The organism is Pseudosporangium ferrugineum, from assembly GCF_003002065.1.
Lineage (GTDB): Bacteria > Actinomycetota > Actinomycetes > Mycobacteriales > Micromonosporaceae > Actinoplanes > Actinoplanes ferrugineus_A.
In genome coordinates this window covers 609654-623930 of record NZ_PVZG01000002.1, presented here as the reverse complement: position 1 = coordinate 623930, position 14277 = coordinate 609654, and the positions used below count along the sequence as shown (strand labels likewise).

The window sequence follows — 14277 nt, the reverse complement described above, 5'->3', positions numbered from 1 at the left end:
TCGCCGCGGCGCGGCCCGCCGGCTACCGTCGCCGGGCCGCGCCGCTCCGGGTCACGCGCGCTCCCCGGTGATGTAGCCGCTGAGCGCCGTCGTCTGCACCTCCAGCTCGGTGATCCGCTTCTTCACCACGTCGCCGATGCTGACGATGCCGGCCAGCCGCCCGTCCGCCACCACCGGCACGTGCCGGAAGCGGTGCTCGGTCATCAGCCGCTCCACCTCGGCCACGTCGGCCTCGGGCCCGACGGTGCGCACCTCGGCCGTGTGGATGGCGGAGACGGCCTCGGCGAGCACGGCGGCTCCGCGCGCGGCCAGGCTGCGGACGATGTCGCGCTCGCTGACGATGCCCTCGACCGTCGCGCCGTCGGCGGACACGACCGCGGCGCCGATCCGGTGCCGGGCGAGGGTGGCGAGCAGTTCCTGGACGGTGTGGTCGGGGGTCACGGTCACGACTCGGTCGCCCTTGTCGCGCAGTACGTCGCTGATACGCATGTGTTCTCCCGGGTCCAGCGGAAGTTCCGGATGCACCACCCTAGAACGGGAGAACGCTCTCGTCCGAGCCTTTGACCCCACCGGGTTCGCAGAGATCAACATTCATCTGTACGGTCGCAGGCGGTGACGGGGCCGCCCGGCGGCGCTAAGTTGCTTCGATGAGCGACTCCCCGAGGAGGCCGGATGAGCCGGGGCGACGGATCAACGGACGGGTCCAGAACGGTCACGACACGGTTCGTGTGGGTGCCGCACGGCCCCGCCGCGGGCTGGTTGCTGCTGCACCGCACGGTCGCCGACCACGGCGCGGGTGACACCACCGACGAGTTCTGGCGCTCGGAGGAGATCTCGCCGGAGGCGGCCACCGCGGGCGCGTTCCAGGACGCCGACGCCGAGTGGCGCCGCATCGTCACCGGCGAACCCGTGCCGTTCCTGCTGTGGCCGTTCTTCCTGGCCGCCGTCACCGACCGCGAGCTGCCCGCGGTCCGCGAACAGATCCTCCGCTCCCTGATCCGCCCGCTCGCCGACATCAGCGCCGAGCTGGTGGCGGGGCCCGGCGGCCCCGCGGTGATCACGCCCCGCGTCACCCTCGCGGGTGACCCGTTCGGCCCGGCCGCCGCCGACCTCGACCTCGGCGACGACTGGGAGACGTCGTCGCTCGATCCGGAAGGCCGCCGGGCGGACCTGCTCACGGCCGTGGACCGCAGGATCAGGGTCGCCGGCGTACGGGCACCGGCCACGCCGGACACCGTCACGATCAACCGCTTCGTGGCCCGCCCCGGCATGTCGCGCACCGGCCTCGACGAGGTCCTGGCCCGGCAGGACCTCCGCCAGGCGCTGGCCGACCTGCTGGCGGCCCCCGCCGACCAGGCCCTGCGCGAGGCCCTGACCGCGGACCTGCGCAGCCACGGCTTCCCGTTCGCCGCCGAGCCCCTGCACCTCACGGGCCTGCCCCGCGCGGGCCTCCTCGGCCGCCTCGTGCTCCTGTGCCACGCCGACGCCCCGGTCAACCGCATCGCCACCCTCCCGGCCTGCGACGACGCCCTCCGCCGCACAGCCGGCCTGACCGCGGCCCTCGCGGCGTACGTGACCCCCCTCGACCCGGCCACCCGCACCGACGAACCGGCCCGCGAGGCCCTGCGCGCGGCGCTGTCGGAGCTCCCGGACGAGTGGGACCCCCCGTACGAGCAGGGCGCGGGCCTCGCCCCACCGGCCTGGGACGAGATCACCGTCCTGACCGCCCCCGACGGCGTCCCGGCGGGCGGCGTCCCGGCCCCGCGGCGAGCGGTGGAGATCAGCCACGTGGAACTCGTGGACAGCACGGGCGTCCAGAGCTGGCGGATCGACCTGTCCGCGCCGTCCGGCTACCGCACCGACACCGACTGACCCCCGTCCCGGGCCCCACCGTCCCGGGCCCCACCGTCCCGGGCCCCACCGTCCCAGCCCCGCCGTCCCGGGCCCCGCCGCCCAGCCCCACCGGCCCGGCCCCACCGGCCCGGCCCAGCTCCGATCCGCGGGGACCGACCGCCGGGACCGGTCCCCCTGACCGGCCTCCCGCCCCGCCCCCGACAATCGCCCCGCCACGGCCGGGCCACCCGGCTCAGCCCACGACAACCGCCCACCGGGCCACCCCGCTCCGCCCACGACAACCGCCCCACCGCGGTCGAGCCGTCCCGCTCCGCCCACGACAACCGCCACCGCCAGCCAGCCATGACCAGCTTCGGCGCGCCGGGGGTCAGTTCGCGGGGTCGAGTTCCCTGCGGGCCATCCGGCTGCGGCGGCGGCCGTACCCGGCATAGATCGCGAGCCCGGCCGCCATCCAGGCGAGGAAACGCAACCAGGTCTCCACCGACAGGTTGGTCATGAGGTAGAGGCAGGCCAGCGCCGACAACGCCGGCACCACCGGCGAGAACGGCACCCGGAACGGCCGTTCCATCCCGGGCCGCGTGCGCCGCAGAATCGGTACGGCGACCGACACGATCACGAACGCGAACAACGTGCCGATGCTGACCAGGTTGGCGAGCGAGGACAGCGGCACGAACCCGGCAAGCAGCGCGACCCCGAGGGTCACGGCGAGCGTGGTCCGGTACGGCGTACCCCAGCGGGGGTGCACGGCGCCCGCCTTCGCCGGCAGCAGGCCGTCGCGCGACATGGCGAACCCGATCCGCCCGATGGCGACGATGTCGACCAGGATCACGCTGGTGAGGCCGGCGACCGCGGCGATCGAGACGAGCGAGGAGGCCCACCCGGCCCCGACGGCCGAGAACGCCGACGCGATCGGCGCCCCCGGATCGATCTCCCGGTAGTCGACCATGCCGACGACCACGAACGAGACGAGCACGTAGAGCAGGGCGGACACCGCCAGCGTCCCGAAGAGGCCCAACGGCAGATCCCGTCGTGGCCGCCGCGTCTCCTCCCCCAGGTTGGCGACGGCCTCGAACCCGGTGTACGCGAAGAACACGACCGCGGCGGCGGTCAGCACCCCCGCCACGCCGAACGCCGACGGCTCGAGCCCGAAGAGCACCTGCGACAGCGGCCGGGTCAGCCCGGCCTCCCCGCCCTCGACGGGCTGCGCGGGCGGCACGAACGGCGTCAGGTTCGCCGCCTTGAGGAAGAACGCCCCGGCCACCACGACGAACAGACAGATGGCGATCTTGACGACGACGAGCACATTGGTGACCCGCGACGACTGCCGGATCCCTGCGGTGGCCACGCCCCCGAGCACCAACGTGATCACGGTGGCGCCGACGTTGACGGTGCTGCCCTCGCCGAAGACCGCCCCCGGCAGGTCGAACAACTCGGCGAGATACCCGGACCACCCCCGCGCCACCACGGCAGCCCCGAGCGCGAACTCGAGCACCAGATCCCACCCGATGATCCAGGCGATGATCTCACCCATGGTCGCGTACGCGTACGTGTAGGCACTGCCGGCGGTGGGCACGCTGGAGGCCAGCTCCGCGTAGCAGAGGGCGGCCAGCAGGCTGGCGACCCCGGCGAGCGCGAACGAGACGATGACGGCGGGCCCGGCATGATCGCGAGCCTCGATGCCGGTCAGCGTGAAGATCCCCGTACCGATGACGATCCCGATCCCGAAACCCATGAGGTCGAGCGGACCCAGCCGGCGCCGCAGCCCCCGGCCGCCATCATCGTCATCCCCTTGAGCAATGACATCCTCAAGGGGCTTGGTCCGCATGACCGACACGCCGGCACTCCTCACCACGACACTGATGCGTGCCCGGTGTACCCGGACGAGCCCCGCCGTAACTCACCCGGCCCCTCAGCGATCACGGCCCGAGCGTCAGCGCCCGAAAGCGAACCGGCGGCGCTTCTTCTGCCGCCCGAACTGCCCCTGCAGCGTGTCGGCCCCCTTGCGCAGCATCCGCGTGCCACGACTCGGACCGCGCTTGGCCTCGACCACATCGCTCAGCTTCCGGGCGCCGGCGGCGGCCAGCGGAACGGCGATAGCCATCAGAACGTACCGGCGAACAAGTGCGAACAGCATTGTCTGATCTCCCTGTGAGCTGGCTTGTGCCCTTGCCCATACCCCGCTGACGGCACCCTCATCCCCACCCGGCCCCGCTCCTTGTGGACCGGCCGACCACCGCGGCCCCGGAGCCGACGAGGTCGACACCTCGCTCAGGCGACTCGCCGGGGCCGCCGCCGAGGTACGCCGGCACTGAGCGCCGGATGAGCAAGGCCCCCCTTACCGCACGCCCGCACATCCCGTGTTGCAGAATACTGGCAATAGCAAAAGAGCGGCGACTGGAAGGATGGTCATGGCCATCTACACGCTTCCCGACATGCCCTACGACTACGGCGCGCTCGAGCCCGCCATGAGTGGGCAGATCCTCGAGCTGCACCATTCCAAGCACCACGCCGCGTACGTCAAGGGCAGCAACGACACCCTCGACCAGCTCGCCGAGGCTCGCGAGAAGGGCGACTACCACGCCCTGGTCGGCCTGGAGAAGACCCTGGCGTTCAACCTGTCCGGGCACGTGCTGCACTCGATCTTCTGGAACAACCTGCGCCCCGGTACCGGCGCCGACCGCCCCGAGGGCGACCTCGACGCCGCGATCGTCGAGCACTTCGGCTCCTTCGAGGCGTTCTCCGCCCAGCTGTCCACCGCGACCAAGGGGGTGCAGGGCTCCGGCTGGGGTGTGCTCGCCTGGGAACCGCTGTCACAGCGCCTGATCGTCGAGCAGGTCTACGACCACCACGGCAACGTCGGGCAGGGGTCCACGCCGATCCTGGTCTTCGACGCCTGGGAGCACGCCTACTACCTGCAGTACAAGAACGTGCGGCCGGACTACGTGGACCGGCTGTGGAACCTGGTCAACTGGGCCGACGTCACCAAGCGGTTCGACGCCGCCCGCGCCGCCGGCAACCCGATCATCGTCGCGCCCTGAACGATGAGCGATGCCGGTGCGCAGTCGGTCTTCCAGGCTGCGCAACGCGCCGCCGGGGTCATCGCGGCCAAACACCGCGGTGACCTCACGGGCGCGCAAGCCCTGCTGGAGGCGTTCCCCGACGAGGCCTGCCGCACCCGGGGCTTCCAGTTCCTCGCCGAGCTTGCTCTGACGATCCTGCGCTCCCAGACCGGCGAGAGCATGGAGGAACTGGTCCAGCAGCTGACCCTGCACATCGCTGCCGCAGCCGAGACCGGCCCGCCCACGTGACGCCATGGCCCACGCCGTGATGCGGGGAACACCACGATGTCGTTGCCGGCCCGCGCGCCCGGGCCGGCTCCGGGCCGGCCCGGGCGGCGGTGGACCGCCACGGTGCATCAAGGGTCGACGGCTGCCAGGTCGCCCAGATCGAGACAACGGTCGGCCCACCGGGTCATCAGCGCGGGGTCGTGGGTGACGATCAGGACGCCCGCGTTGTGCCGTTGCTGGTAATCGGTGATGACGGCGGCGATCAGGGCCTGGGTGGCGGCGTCGAGCATGGTGGTGGCCTCGTCGCACAGCAGATAGTCCGGGGTGTGGGCGAAGGCGCGGGCGAGGCAGGCGCGTTGCAGCTGCCCGTCGCTGACCGCGTGCGGGCGGCGGATCAGCAGGTCGGCGGTCAGCCCGACGACGTCGGCGAGTTCGGCGACGCGCCCGGTGACGGTCGCGCGCGGGAGCCGGGCGACGCGCAGGGGTTCGGCGATGAGGTCGGCCAGGGACAGTCGTGGGTCGGCGGCGGCGCGAGGGCTCTGGAAGAGCACGCCGATGCGGGTCCGGACGGCGGGCGGCACCGCGTACCGGATGCCGGTGATCGCCGTGCCGTCGATACTGACCGTGCCGGCCACCGGGCGGTGCAGCAGGGCCAGGACCCGCAGCAGGGTGGACTTGCCCGCGCCGGACGGGCCGCGCAACCCGACCGTCTCTCCCCGTGCGACGCTCAGCGACACCCCGTCGAGGACCCGGTGGCGGCCGTAGGCGACGGTGATGCCGTCGGCGGTGATCACGGGTGGCTTCCGATCGGGCGGTGACAGGCCACGCGCCCCGGCCCGTCGGGGGCGAGGCCGGGCCGGCTGCCACACTCGTCAGCCGCGCGGGGGCAGCGAGGCGCGAAGGCGCAGCCGGCCGGCAGTTCGGTCAGCATCGGTGGGTGGCCGGGGATCGGCGCAAAGGCACGGTCGGGAAGGGCCTCGAGCAGGGCGTGGGCGTACGGGTGCCGAGGTCCGGCGAAGAACCCGGCCGCGGGGCGGTGTTCCACGATGCGGCTCGCGTACATGACCGCGACCGTGTCGGCGACGCGTTGCGCGGCGGCGAGGTCGTGGGTGATCAGGATGACCGTGGCGCCGTTGTCGCAGCGCTGCCGGAGCAGGTCGAGGGTGGCATCGACCAGGAGCCGGTCGAGGCCGGAGGTGGGCTCGTCGGCCAGCAGGAGCGGCGGGTCCGGTGCCAGCGCCAGGGCGGTGGCGAGTCGCTGGGCCATGCCGCCGGACAGTTCGTGGGGGTAGAGGTCGAGGTCGGCCGGGGCGAGCCCGGCATCGGCGGCCACCGCTTCGGCGTCGCCGCGGGCCCGGCCGTGCACGCGCAGGGTTTCGGCCAGCAGGTGGCGGCCGGTGCGGACCGGGGTCAACGCCGTCGCCGGGCTCTGCGGGACGAGACCGATGCGGCGTCCGCGTACCGTACGGGCCAGGATCTTCTCGCCGGCCCCGAGCAGGTCGACCGGGGCCTCACCGCCGTGCAGCACGGCCCGGCCCGTGACGGTGGCGTTGGCGGGCAGCAGGCCGAGCAGGGCATGGGCGAGGACGGACTTGCCGCAGCCGGACTCCCCCACCACCGCCAGCAGTTCGCCGGGGGCCACGGCGAGGCTGACGCCGGTGACGGCGTCCACGGTCGCGTCGGGCAGCTCGAACCGTACGGTCAGGTCACTGATCCCCAGCAGCGCCGAGGTACGCACGGTGGTGGTCACAGCTGCAGCTCCGCCCGGACGCGGGGATCGAGGCGGTCGCGCCAGCGGGCCACGATCGCGGCCAGGGCCAGGGTGACGATCACGATGACCAGGCCGGGCATCAGGCTGGCCCACCATGCGCCGGTCAGCAGGGACCCCTGCCCGTCGTTGATCATGTTGCCGAGCGACGCCAGGTGCGGTGGCAGGCCGAGGCCGAGGAACGACAGGGCGGTCTCGTGCCAGACCGCGTGCGGGACCATCAGGGTGGTGGCCAGGGCCAGCTTCGGCAGCACGTGGGGCAGCAGGTGGCGGGTCAGCACCCGCAGCCGGCCGGCGCCCCCGGAGATCGCGGCGTCGATGAACGGCCGGGTGCACAGGCTGAGCAGCTCGGAGCGCACGATCCGGGCGGTGGACAGCCAGTGGGTCAGCCCGACGGAGAGAATGACCGCGCCGAGGCCGGGCCGCAGCATCGCGACGATGAAGATTCCCAGGAGCAGGTGCGGCAGCGCGGCGACGGTGTCGACGATCCGCATGAGGATCCGGTCGACCGGTCCGCCGAGGGTGCCGGCGATCCCGCCGACGATCCCGCCGATCATGGTGGCGACCAGGGCGGCGACGGCGCCGACCAGCAGCGAGACCCGCAGGCCGTAGAGGGTGCGGTGGGCGACGTCGCGGCCGAGGTCGTCGGTGCCGGCCGGGTGGGCCCAGGACGGTGCCAGCCGGATCCGGGCGAGGTCGACGGCGCTCTGGTCCAGCGGCCACAGCACGGGTGCGAGCAGGCAGGCGAGCACTGCCGATGCCAGCACGGCGGTGGCTGTGGTGACGCCGAGGCGGCCCGGCAGCGGGCGGGGAAGCCGGACGCGGCGCAGGGTCTCAGCCATCGAGGCGCACCCGGGGATCGGCGGCGGTGTAGGCCAGGTCGGTGAGCAGGTTCGCGGACAGCACCACGGCGGTGGTGACCAGGGTGATCGCGGCGAGCAGCGGGAAGTCCGTGCCCAGCGCGGCCTGCACGGTGACCGCGCCCAGGCCGGGCAGCGAGAACACCGTCTCCACCAGCACCGCGCCGCCGACCAGCTCGGGCAGGTGCGTGCCGATGAGGGTGAGGAACGGCAGCAGCGCGGTCCGCAGCGCGTGCCCGAACAGAACCGTGCCGCCCGGCAGGCCCCGTGCCCTGGCGGCCAGGACGTGGTCGTCGCGCAGGCTCTCGGCGACCGAGTCCCGCACGAACAGCAGGAACCAGGGCGCCTGGGAGATCGCCAGGACCCCGACCGGCAGGATCAGATGCCATGCCACGTCCGCGGCCGAGGTCGTGGTCGCGGTGACCTCCGTCAGGCCGCCGGCGGGCAGCCAGCCCAGGGTCAGGGCGAACAGCGCGATCCCGGCCAGGCCGAGCCAGAACACCGGCATCGCCTCGACCGCGTAGGCGGCGGCCCGCAGGCCCCGATCCAGCAGACCACCCCTTCGGTACGCGGCGAGCGTGCCGAGCACGAGGCTGGACAACAGGACCACGACCAGCGCGGTGCTCACCAGCAGCAGGGTCCAGCCGGCCCGGGCGCCGAGGACCGCGGTCACCGGTTCGTGCCTGCTCGTGGACCATCCCAGATCGCCGCGCAGCAGGTTGCCGACCCAGCGCGCGTACTGCACGGGCAGGGGGTCGTCGACTCCCCAGTTCGCCCGGATCTGGTCCAGGTTCTCCTCGGTGGCGGTGAACGCGGCCGCGCCGGCGTACTGCTTGGCCGGGTCGATCGGAGAGGCCGCGCCGAGCAGGAACATGCCGATGCTGGTGGCGATCAGGACCGGCACCGCGACCAGCAGCCGGCGGCGGATCACCGGGCCGGCACCGGCGAGCACCCGGCGGCGTACGGATGCCCTCCGGCTCACGCGCGGGTCCAGGTGTTGATGTTCCACCACAGGCTGTTGGCCACGCCGTGTTCGTGCGCCTCGACCCGCGGGGTGACGCCGGTGATGCCGGCCCTCACCACGTAGGTGTGCTTGAGGTAGGTGAGGAACACCCAGGGTGCGTCGGCGGCGAGCTGCCGCTGGAACGTGGCGTAGGCGGCTCTGCGTCTGGCCGGATCGGCCTGGTCCCGGCCGTCCTGCAAAGCCCTGTCGGCGACCGGGGACCGGTAGCTTCCGGGGTTGAAGTAGCCCTGAGCGGCGAACTTCGACCCGAACAGCTTGTAGGAGACGAAATCCGGATCGTACGGGGTGCCGAACCCCATCAGCAGGGCGTCCCTGGTGATCCTGGCGTCGATGGCGTCCCACGTCAGGCCCTCCGGGCTGACCTTGATGCCGATCCTCTTCGCGTCCGCCGACACGGCCAGGGCGAGTTCCTTGCGCAGGCTGTCGCCGGCCGGGTACATCAGGGTGAACGCCGCCTGCCGTCCGCCCTTCGCCCGGATGCCGTCCGCGCCGGGCGTCCAGCCTGCCGCGTCGAGCAGCGCGGCCGCCGCGGCGGTGTCCGCTGATGTCTTTGCCGCGGCGGTGGGGTCGGCGAATTCGGAGGTGGGCGGTACGGGCCCGAAGGCAGGCTCTCCGGCGCCGGCGAGCACCCCCCGCACCATCGCGGCGCGGTCGACGCCCACCGACAGAGCCCGGCGGACGGCGAGGTCGCCGGTGACCGGACTGCCGAAGGGCAGCATCACCCCGCGGTAATCGGCGGTCGGCACCCGCTGCACCGTGTAGCCGGTGGCGTTGTCGAAGCCGGCGGCGAGCTTGGGCGCCAGCTCGGCGGCGTCGAACTCCCCCGCGCGCATCCGCTGGGCCCGGACGTTGTCGTCGGCGACGAACGCCACGATCAGCTTCCGGTTGGCCGGCCTGCCACCCCAGTAGGTGTCGTTGGCGGTGAGCACGAGGCGGTCCCCGGCGGTCCAGGACTCCACCCTGTACGGGCCGGTGCCGATCGGCTGCCGGTTGAAGGCGGCCTTGTTGATGTCCTGCCCGCTGAGCGACTTCGCCGGCACGATGCCCAAGGTCAGCCGCTGCAGGAACGGCGCGTAGGCGTGTCTGAGAGTGAACACGACCGTGGCCGGGTCCGGGGCGGTGACCGTGGCGAGCATGTCCAGGTCGGAACGCAGGATCGAGTCGACCTTCGGGTCCAGCACCGCCCGGTACGTGAACACGACGTCCGCGGCCGTCAGCTGGCCGCCGTCGTGGAAGGTCACCCCTTTCCGCAGTTTCGCCGTGACGGTCCGGCCGTCCGCGGAGACGGTGGGCAGTCCGGCCGCCAGGGCCGGCGCCAGAACGTTCTGCGCATCCCGCGCGACCAGGCCGTCGAAGATCAGTGACGCGCCGTCGACTCCGAAGTTCAGCACCGGGTTCAGCGTGTCCGGCTCCCCCGCGATGGCGACCACGAAGGTGGAGCTCGCTGCCGGCGATCCGGGACCGGCCGCGGTCGACGAGCAGGCGGTCAGCAGCAGAAGACCGGCGACCGCGGCGATCAGGCGGCGTGCCGGACGATGCGATCGAACCATCACAGGGGTGACTCCCAGGTCTGGGCAGGCCGGGGTGACCGGCCTGCGAAGGCTTCTGGTCACGATCGGAGGACTACTGACGCCAGCTTGCCGCAGTTGCACATCTATGGCAACAACTCACCGCAGCCGAACCCGGCGGCATCCCCATGGCATTGATCACCGTGGCCGGCAGACGCCTCAACGGCTATGGTGCGCTGCCATGCCACGCCCTCGAAACGGTCGCCCGCCGGAACGACGCCGCCGGCCACGGGGAGCTCAGCCGTGCACGGTCGCGGCGTCCGAGGTGACCACCGGCGCGGCCGGGGCCGAGGCATGAGCAACCTCCGACGGTAGTCGTCGGCTGCCGAGCAGGGGTGCTCCCTTCATCGCGGGGCCTGGACAGGTGAGGACTGCTGCGGTGGCTACCGCCACTGTGGCCGGGCGAGGAGTCGAACCTCGCATGTAGGCGCGGGGATGGTCCCTCGGTCCGCCCCACCCTGCTCGGGTAGTTACCGCATGTCTACCGGCCGTGACTCCGGGCGTGTCCCCGCCCTTCACCTCCATGGTGCGTCCGGGCCGCGCGACGCCGGCACGGCCACCGGACCCGGGCGCGGGTGACTCATGGCCGGACAGCACGGAATCCGGCGCCCGGAGGTCCACGGGGGACCGATCCCTGCTGCGGTGAGCCGGGCGACAGCGGCAACAGGATTGCGGTCATCGCTGCCCTCCCCTCGGAAGCGTGTGCCGGGGCGGGAGGTTCAGGTGCGCGACGGTGGCGCGCCGGACGAGGCAGTGGTGTCGCGGGTGGTGCGCAGGCTCCACCCGATCGATACCGCGATCGTCACCACGATGACGCCGAGAGTGACCGGGATGGGTAGTTTGCCGACCGGGGTCTCGGACAGGATCAGCTTGACGCCGGCGAAGGCGAGCAGGGCAGCGAGGCCGTAGTGCAGGTGCACGAAGCGGCGCAACAACCCGGCCAGGCAGAAGTACAGCCTGCGCAGGCCGAGGATGGCGAAGGCGTTCGCGGTCCAGACGATGAAGGTGCTGGTGGTGATGGCAAGGATCGCCGCGACGCTGTCGATGGCGAAGATCAGGTCGGTGGCCTCGACCGCGATCAGGACCACGAAGAGCAGGGTGGCGACGCGCCTGCCGGCGACGCGGGTGAAGAACTTGTCGCCGTGGTAGGCCGGGTCGGTCGGGACGACCTTGCGCAGGAGGCGGACGACCGGATTGCGGTCCGGCGGGGTCTGCTCGCCGTGGCGGAAGGCCATCCTGAACCCCGTATAGATCAGGAACGCCCCGAACACGTACGCCGTCCAGAAGAACGTCTCCAGCAGCTCGGCACCGACGAAGATGAACCCCAGCCGGAAGGCCAGTGCACCGATGACACCCCAGAACAGCACCTTGTGCTGAAACGCCGCCGGGACCGCGAAGTACGTGAAGATCAGCGCGAAGACGAACACGTTGTCGATCGACAGTGCCTTCTCGATCAGGTAGCCGGCGTAGTAGGTGCCGGCCACGTCGCCGCCCTGCCACACCCACAGGATCACACCGAACAGCAGCCCGGCGGCGATCCAGACGCCGGACCAGATCGCGGCCTCGCGGAAGCCGATGACGTGGTTGTCGCGGTGCAGGAACAGGTCGACGGCCAGCATCGCGGCCACCGCGAGCATGAGCGCTGCCCAGACCCACCAGGAGACAGTCAACGAAAGACACCCTTCGACCAGGCGAACCCGCGACAGCGGGCCGCGCGTGCTGGTCGAAGGTCTCTCCGGGCCACCACAGCCGGTGGCTGCGCCGCCGGAACCCGGATGGGCCGGGTCCGTACTGACGACGACGCGTCGAGCGCTCGGGTACTCCCCCTCGAACTACGACCAATGATTCACGAACCACGGATCGTATGACAACGGCTCGCCGCTGAAAATACGCTGAGGATTTCGCGTCTTCGCGTGCGTATATTGGGGCCCGCCGTATCACCGCACAGAGGGAGGCCATGCGTCCATGACCACTGAGGCCGGACCGGTGCGCCCCGGGAGGGAGTGGACGTTCCTGACCAATCACGCCCACGTCCTGCTGAGCATCGCCCGGGATCCCAGCATCCGGCTGCGCGAGGTCGCCGACGTCGTCGGCATCACCGAACGCGCCGCCCAGAGCATCGTCGCCGACCTCGAAGCCGCCGGTTACCTGCGGCATGAACGGATAGGACGTCGCAACCGCTACACGGTCAATCCCGCCGGCCGGTTCCGTCACCCCGCCGAGGCCGACCACCACATCGGCGACCTGCTCGCGCTGTTCACCTCTCCCACCGCGACGTAGGCGCGGCGACCGTCAGCATCACCACCGGCGCCTCCCGGCCGTCCGCCCGCGCGACCGCCGGCACCTCCCGGCCGTCCGCATCGGGCAAGCCGACATCGAGCACCACCAGCACGACACCCGACACACCGCCGGCGTGACTCCGGGGCCGGCCCCTCAGCCAGGGCCGAGCGACTCGAAGTCACGGATCGGCGGCGTGCAGACCAGCGACGCCCCGGCGGCGGAGAATCCGCCCCCGCTGCCCTGGTAGGTGCTCGACCCGGTCCGTGACGACGCCTTCGAGGCCGCCCGCACCGACCTTGCCGGGCGCATCGACCGCCCCAATTCCTCGGAACGGGGCCGGTGGCGGCTGTCAGGCCCGCCCGTACGGCAGGTCGCTGCCGGCCTCGATCTCGATCAGCCGGTTGTACTTGGCGACCCGCTCACCGCGGGCCGGCGCACCGGTCTTGAGCTGCCCGCAGCCCGTGCCCACCGCGAGGTCGGCGATGAAGGTGTCCTCCGTCTCGCCCGAGCGGTGCGAGACCATCTGGGCCCAGCCGGCCTCGCGGCACAGGCGCATGGTCTCCAGGGTCTCGGTCACGGTGCCGATCTGGTTGACCTTGATGAGGGCCGCGGTGGCCGCCTTGCGGTCGATCCCCTCCGCGACGATGGCCGGGTTGGTGACCAGCAGGTCGTCGCCGACGAGCTGCGCCCGGCCGCCGAGGCGCGCGGTGAGCTCGACCCAGCCGTCCCAGTCGCCCTCGGCCAGGCCGTCCTCGATGCTCCACACCGGGAACCGGTTCACGATCGCCTCGTAACGGGCGATCATGTCGCCGGTGCTGAGGCTCTCCCCCGCGACGTGGTAGCTGCCGTCGCGGTAGAACTCGCTCGCGGCCGGGTCGAGCGCGATGGCCACGCCGTGGTGGCCCGGGGTGTAGCCGGCGTCGGTGATCGCGTCGACGAGCGTGGTGAGCACGTCCTCCGGGGCGTCGATCTCCGGCGCGAAGCCCCCCTCGTCGCCCAGTCCGGTGGCGAAGCCCTTGTCCGCGAGGCGCCGGCGCAGCGCGGCGTACACCTCGGCACCGGCACGCACCGCCTCGGCCAGATCGGGCGCTCCCAGCGGGGCGATCATGAACTCCTGGAAGTCGAGCCGGTTCGGTGCGTGGGCGCCGCCGTTGACGACGTTGAAGTGCGGCACCGGCAGCCGCGGCGTGACCCCGGCCGGGGCCAGATACCGCCACAGGGGCCGGTCGGCGAGCAACGCGAAAGCCCGCGCGGCGGCCATGGACACCCCGACGATGGCATTGGCGCCCAGCCGCGCCTTGGTGTCCGTGCCGTCCGCCTCGATCAGCGCCCGGTCCACGCTCGCCAGGTCCGGGAACTCCCGGCCGCGCAGCAGATCCGCGATCTCGGCGTTGACGTTGCCCACGGCGTTCACCACGCCCTTGCCCGCATAGCGGCGAGGATCGCCGTCGCGCAGCTCGACGGCCTCGCGGCTGCCGGTGGACGCACCGGACGGCACGCCGGCGCGTACGCTGCGGCCGTCGGGCAGTCGCAGCGTCACCGCCAGGGTGGGGCGGCCCCGGGAGTCGAGCACCTCGGTGGCCGTCAATCCGGCGATCGTCAGGGTCATGGCAGGTTTCTCCTTCGCAACGGGCTC

14 protein-coding genes are annotated in these 14277 nt (G+C 72.3%); 4 read left to right on the top strand and 10 right to left on the bottom strand.

Annotated features, from left to right (window positions below; all coding sequences use genetic code 11):
- Nucleotides 1-51 precede the first annotated feature (51 nt).
- Complete coding sequence (locus tag CLV70_RS07010; protein ID WP_106125512.1) at nt 52-489, bottom strand: CBS domain-containing protein; 438 nt, start codon at nt 487-489, stop codon at nt 52-54.
- Nucleotides 490-672: 183 nt separating this feature from the next.
- On the opposite strand from CLV70_RS07010, the gene CLV70_RS07005 reads away from it, so the two are divergent.
- Nucleotides 673-1872, top strand: a complete 1200-nt coding sequence (locus tag CLV70_RS07005; protein WP_146163987.1) for a hypothetical protein — start codon at nt 673-675, stop codon at nt 1870-1872.
- Nucleotides 1873-2221: 349 nt separating this feature from the next.
- Here CLV70_RS07005 and CLV70_RS07000 read toward each other — a convergent pair whose 3' ends face one another.
- Nucleotides 2222-3679, bottom strand: a complete 1458-nt coding sequence (locus tag CLV70_RS07000) for an amino acid permease (RefSeq protein ID WP_281260432.1) — start codon at nt 3677-3679, stop codon at nt 2222-2224.
- Nucleotides 3680-3784: 105 nt separating this feature from the next.
- Nucleotides 3785-3988 carry a hypothetical protein gene (locus tag CLV70_RS06995; protein ID WP_106125509.1) on the bottom strand — a complete coding sequence of 68 codons (204 nt, stop codon included), beginning with the start codon at nt 3986-3988 and terminating at the stop codon, nt 3785-3787.
- A gap of 274 nt (nt 3989-4262) precedes the next feature.
- Here CLV70_RS06995 and CLV70_RS06990 point away from each other — a divergent pair, with 274 nt between their 5' ends.
- Together CLV70_RS06990 and CLV70_RS06985 are read left to right on the top strand one after the other, a co-directional pair.
- Nucleotides 4263-4892 carry a superoxide dismutase gene (locus tag CLV70_RS06990; protein ID WP_106125643.1) on the top strand — a complete coding sequence of 210 codons (630 nt, stop codon included), beginning with the start codon at nt 4263-4265 and terminating at the stop codon, nt 4890-4892.
- Between the two features lie 3 nt (nt 4893-4895).
- Nucleotides 4896-5162: a superoxide dismutase gene (locus CLV70_RS06985; protein WP_106125508.1), complete on the top strand. Its 267-nt coding sequence runs from the start codon at nt 4896-4898 to the stop codon at nt 5160-5162.
- A gap of 107 nt (nt 5163-5269) precedes the next feature.
- On the opposite strand, the gene CLV70_RS06980 is transcribed toward CLV70_RS06985, so the two are convergent.
- From CLV70_RS06980 to CLV70_RS06955, 6 genes are all read right to left on the bottom strand, one after another.
- On the bottom strand, nt 5270-5935 hold the full coding sequence (locus tag CLV70_RS06980) for an ABC transporter ATP-binding protein (protein ID WP_106125507.1): 666 nt from the start codon (nt 5933-5935) through the stop codon (nt 5270-5272).
- Nucleotides 5932-6891, bottom strand: coding sequence for an ABC transporter ATP-binding protein (locus CLV70_RS06975; RefSeq protein WP_211303677.1), 960 nt, complete (start codon nt 6889-6891; stop codon nt 5932-5934). Before CLV70_RS06975 ends, CLV70_RS06980 begins: the two co-directional genes overlap by 4 nt.
- Nucleotides 6888-7751: an ABC transporter permease gene (locus CLV70_RS06970; RefSeq protein WP_106125506.1), complete on the bottom strand. Its 864-nt coding sequence runs from the start codon at nt 7749-7751 to the stop codon at nt 6888-6890. Before CLV70_RS06970 ends, CLV70_RS06975 begins: the two co-directional genes overlap by 4 nt.
- Nucleotides 7744-8751: an ABC transporter permease gene (locus tag CLV70_RS06965; protein ID WP_106125505.1), complete on the bottom strand. Its 1008-nt coding sequence runs from the start codon at nt 8749-8751 to the stop codon at nt 7744-7746. The genes CLV70_RS06970 and CLV70_RS06965 overlap by 8 nt, the downstream gene beginning before the upstream one ends.
- Nucleotides 8748-10343 carry an ABC transporter substrate-binding protein gene (locus CLV70_RS06960; protein WP_106125642.1) on the bottom strand — a complete coding sequence of 532 codons (1596 nt, stop codon included), beginning with the start codon at nt 10341-10343 and terminating at the stop codon, nt 8748-8750. Before CLV70_RS06960 ends, CLV70_RS06965 begins: the two co-directional genes overlap by 4 nt.
- A 737-nt stretch (nt 10344-11080) precedes the next feature.
- Entirely contained in the window at nt 11081-12031 is a 951-nt protein-coding gene (locus tag CLV70_RS06955) for a TerC family protein (protein WP_106125504.1), read from the bottom strand.
- A gap of 295 nt (nt 12032-12326) precedes the next feature.
- On the opposite strand from CLV70_RS06955, the gene CLV70_RS06950 reads away from it, so the two are divergent.
- On the top strand, nt 12327-12641 hold the full coding sequence (locus CLV70_RS06950; protein WP_106125503.1) for a helix-turn-helix transcriptional regulator: 315 nt from the start codon (nt 12327-12329) through the stop codon (nt 12639-12641).
- A gap of 349 nt (nt 12642-12990) precedes the next feature.
- On the opposite strand, the gene eno is transcribed toward CLV70_RS06950, so the two are convergent.
- Nucleotides 12991-14250, bottom strand: a complete 1260-nt coding sequence (eno, locus tag CLV70_RS06945; protein ID WP_106125502.1) for a phosphopyruvate hydratase — start codon at nt 14248-14250, stop codon at nt 12991-12993.
- Nucleotides 14251-14277: the final 27 nt, after the last annotated feature.

Coding starts and splice junctions, on each gene's coding strand:
- CLV70_RS06995 (WP_106125509.1), bottom strand. CDS start 3,988: ATGCTGTTCGCACTTGTTCGCCGGTACGTTCTGATGGCTATCGCCGTT.
- CLV70_RS06970 (WP_106125506.1), bottom strand. CDS start 7,751: ATGGCTGAGACCCTGCGCCGCGTCCGGCTTCCCCGCCCGCTGCCGGGC.
- CLV70_RS06950 (WP_106125503.1), top strand. CDS start 12,327: ATGACCACTGAGGCCGGACCGGTGCGCCCCGGGAGGGAGTGGACGTTC.
- CLV70_RS07010 (WP_106125512.1), bottom strand. CDS start 489: ATGCGTATCAGCGACGTACTGCGCGACAAGGGCGACCGAGTCGTGACC.
- CLV70_RS06985 (WP_106125508.1), top strand. CDS start 4,896: ATGAGCGATGCCGGTGCGCAGTCGGTCTTCCAGGCTGCGCAACGCGCC.
- eno (WP_106125502.1), bottom strand. CDS start 14,250: ATGACCCTGACGATCGCCGGATTGACGGCCACCGAGGTGCTCGACTCC.
- CLV70_RS06990 (WP_106125643.1), top strand. CDS start 4,263: ATGGCCATCTACACGCTTCCCGACATGCCCTACGACTACGGCGCGCTC.
- CLV70_RS07005 (WP_146163987.1), top strand. CDS start 673: ATGAGCCGGGGCGACGGATCAACGGACGGGTCCAGAACGGTCACGACA.
- CLV70_RS07000 (WP_281260432.1), bottom strand. CDS start 3,679: ATGCGGACCAAGCCCCTTGAGGATGTCATTGCTCAAGGGGATGACGAT.
- CLV70_RS06960 (WP_106125642.1), bottom strand. CDS start 10,343: ATGGTTCGATCGCATCGTCCGGCACGCCGCCTGATCGCCGCGGTCGCC.